The 2,291-nt window shown below is 45.9% G+C and carries 3 protein-coding genes and 1 pseudogene; all 4 read left to right on the top strand.

From position 1 onward, the window contains the following. Positions 1-217: 217 nt before the first annotated feature. Complete coding sequence (locus tag ACJROR_RS11650) at positions 218-646, top strand: hypothetical protein (RefSeq protein WP_406547180.1); 429 nt, start codon at positions 218-220, stop codon at positions 644-646. Positions 647-758: 112 nt separating this feature from the next. Beyond that, entirely contained in the window at positions 759-1,181 is a 423-nt protein-coding gene (locus ACJROR_RS11645) for a MarR family winged helix-turn-helix transcriptional regulator (protein ID WP_034491627.1), read from the top strand. Positions 1,182-1,196: 15 nt separating this feature from the next. Further along, positions 1,197-1,850 (top strand): nitroreductase family protein, encoded by a 654-nt coding sequence (locus tag ACJROR_RS11640; protein WP_406547179.1) that lies wholly within the window; start codon positions 1,197-1,199, stop codon positions 1,848-1,850. 85 nt (positions 1,851-1,935) lie between these two features. After that, positions 1,936-2,291: pseudogene (locus ACJROR_RS11635) on the top strand (hypothetical protein); the annotation flags it as partial.

The raw sequence follows: 2,291 nt of genomic DNA, 5'->3' as shown, positions 1-2,291 counted from the left end.
AGAAATATGGCATGGCTCCTCAAATTGAAGGAAGCTGGGATGAAAGCCGGAGTTGAACTTCCGAAACAAGAAGAAAACAGGGTGTCTACAAATTTTATAAGATGAGCGTTATATTGCAGTTTAATCTGCTTAATCTGCACATCAACCCATGAAGGGTTGTTAAGTATTTCTGCATCGTCACCCACAAAAACTCTGCTTGCTTCCCCGTCATTCATCAATGTATATCGAGAAGCGGAAGCTGACGCCGTATGACGCGAAGGATTCTGGCGGCGAGACGGTCAAGTGGTACCGTGTCAGGAAGACATGGGCGGATAGTAAGAGTCAGAAGGGCACTTACAAGGTTCTTGCCAATGCGAAGAAGTGTGCAGATCAGAATCCTGGATATAAGGTGTTCGATGCTGACGGCAAGGTGGTGTATGAGCCTAAAACGGCGGAGCCTGCGGTGAAGGTGCCGTTTCTGGTACAGGTGAAGATCAGTGATCTGAATATCAAGAAAGGTCCGGGAACCAACTATGATAGGGTTCAGTTCTGTCCTCCGGGTATTTATACCATTGTGACTACTTCCAGTGGTGCGTGGGCTTCTCTTTGGGGGAAACTGAAAAGCGGGATTGGCTGGCTGAGTTTGGATTTCTGCCAGAGAGTGTAATAATTGCGGCTGATGGAGTTTTGTCTGTCAGCTGCCTTTTTTTGAATTTTCAGTTGACAAGTCAATACAATTTTAGTACAATTGACTTGTCAACTGAGATGGAGGAATTAAAATGTTAAAAGCAGGAACATATATATCTGTGTTGATGCGTCAGCTGAATTTGTTCTTTGGTCATGAACTATCTGATGTTGAGATTACAGCATCGGAGCTGATGTACCTTTCACAGCTGTATAATAGAGACGGACTTACCCAAGAGGAGATGGCAGCTGTGATTACCGTAGATAAGGCGGCAACGACAAGAACTATCCAGGGAATGGAGAAGAAAGGGCTTGTCCGCAGGGAAGCGCACGAAGAAAATTACCGGGCAAAAAGGGTGTATCTGACTGATAAGGCGAAGAACGCAGAGCCGCGGATCCGTGAGCTTCAGAAGAAATGGGTGGATTTTATTACACAGGACATGACGCAAAAGGAAGCAGAAGTCTTTGCTGCTCAGTTAAAGAAGATGTCGCAGCGGGCAAAGGAAATCAATCAGTAAATGGAGGGATTTCATATGGATATGAAACAGGCAATGTTAGAACGGCATATGGTGCGTAAATACACGGATAAAGCTATCCCGGAGGATATCGTGACGAAACTGAATGACCGCGTAAGAAAAAATAATGAGCAGTTTGGACTATCCATTAAGCTCATGACAAATGATAATACTGCGGTTCCGGGCGTGATCAAGCTGATCCTGGCCAAGGGCGTGAACAACTTTTTCATTATGGCGGGGCCGGAAGGTGCTGATGAACTATGTGGCTATTGCGGCGCAGACCTTATGCTGTATGCGCAGACACTGGGGCTGAATACATGGTGGGTCGGTGGAACCTTTAACAGGAAGGGAGCACAGGAGAAGGCAGAGGGAGCAAAACCGGTGGGGATCATTGCTGTAGGTTATGGTCAGACACAGGGGGTGCCGCATAAGTCTAAGAAGGCATCCGATGTCAGTACTTATGACGGAGAAGTGCCCGAGTGGTTTAAGAATGGTGTGGATGCAGCACTTCTGGCACCTACGGCGTTGGCAAAGCAGGCATTTACTATAAGCGGAAAAGAAAGCAAGGTTTCCATTTCCTGTGATAATGGAATCTTTACCGGGGTGGATACCGGCCTTGTGAAATACCATTTTGAGCTTGGAGCAGGAAAAGATAATTTTGCGTGGGAATGAAATAAGGCCGGCAGACACAGAATGCGACTGCCGGTTTTTATTCAAAAACACAGTTGATAAGTCAAATGAACAAGGAGGTACCTCAATGAGTATTTTAAAGAAAAACAACGGTCCAATGTCAAAAGGACCGAGCATACAGTCAATCTCAGGCGATCATTGGTCTGAGCTTAAGTTTACGGACGGGATCATGACGGATGCCATTATGAAGCATGTGATGGGACTCTGCTATCTTGGCATGGCGGATGCCGGAGAAGCGTTCGAGGTTGTAAGCCGTTTGAATGACAAGGAAACCGACAGTTGGGAGAATACGTGGGCTGATCTTGCATCAAAACTTAAAACGAGGGCACAGAACTCTGAGAAAAATGAAAAGAAGATTAGTGCATCTACTGCGTATCTTCGTGCGTCAACATATTACCGGATGGCAACCATGTATATGGATAA

Source organism: Succinimonas sp., from assembly GCF_045225735.1.
Lineage (GTDB): Bacteria > Pseudomonadota > Gammaproteobacteria > Enterobacterales > Succinivibrionaceae > Succinimonas.
The sequence above is the reverse complement of the archived record's forward strand: the minus strand, read 5'-3'. Positions and strand labels throughout refer to the sequence as shown.

What these genes read in the sequence shown, in the direction of transcription:
- ACJROR_RS11650 (WP_406547180.1), top strand. Translation starts at nt 218, where the DNA reads ATGTATATCGAGAAGCGGAAGCTGACGCCGTATGACGCGAAGGATTCT.
- ACJROR_RS11645 (WP_034491627.1), top strand. Translation starts at nt 759, where the DNA reads ATGTTAAAAGCAGGAACATATATATCTGTGTTGATGCGTCAGCTGAAT.
- ACJROR_RS11640 (WP_406547179.1), top strand. Translation starts at nt 1,197, where the DNA reads ATGGATATGAAACAGGCAATGTTAGAACGGCATATGGTGCGTAAATAC.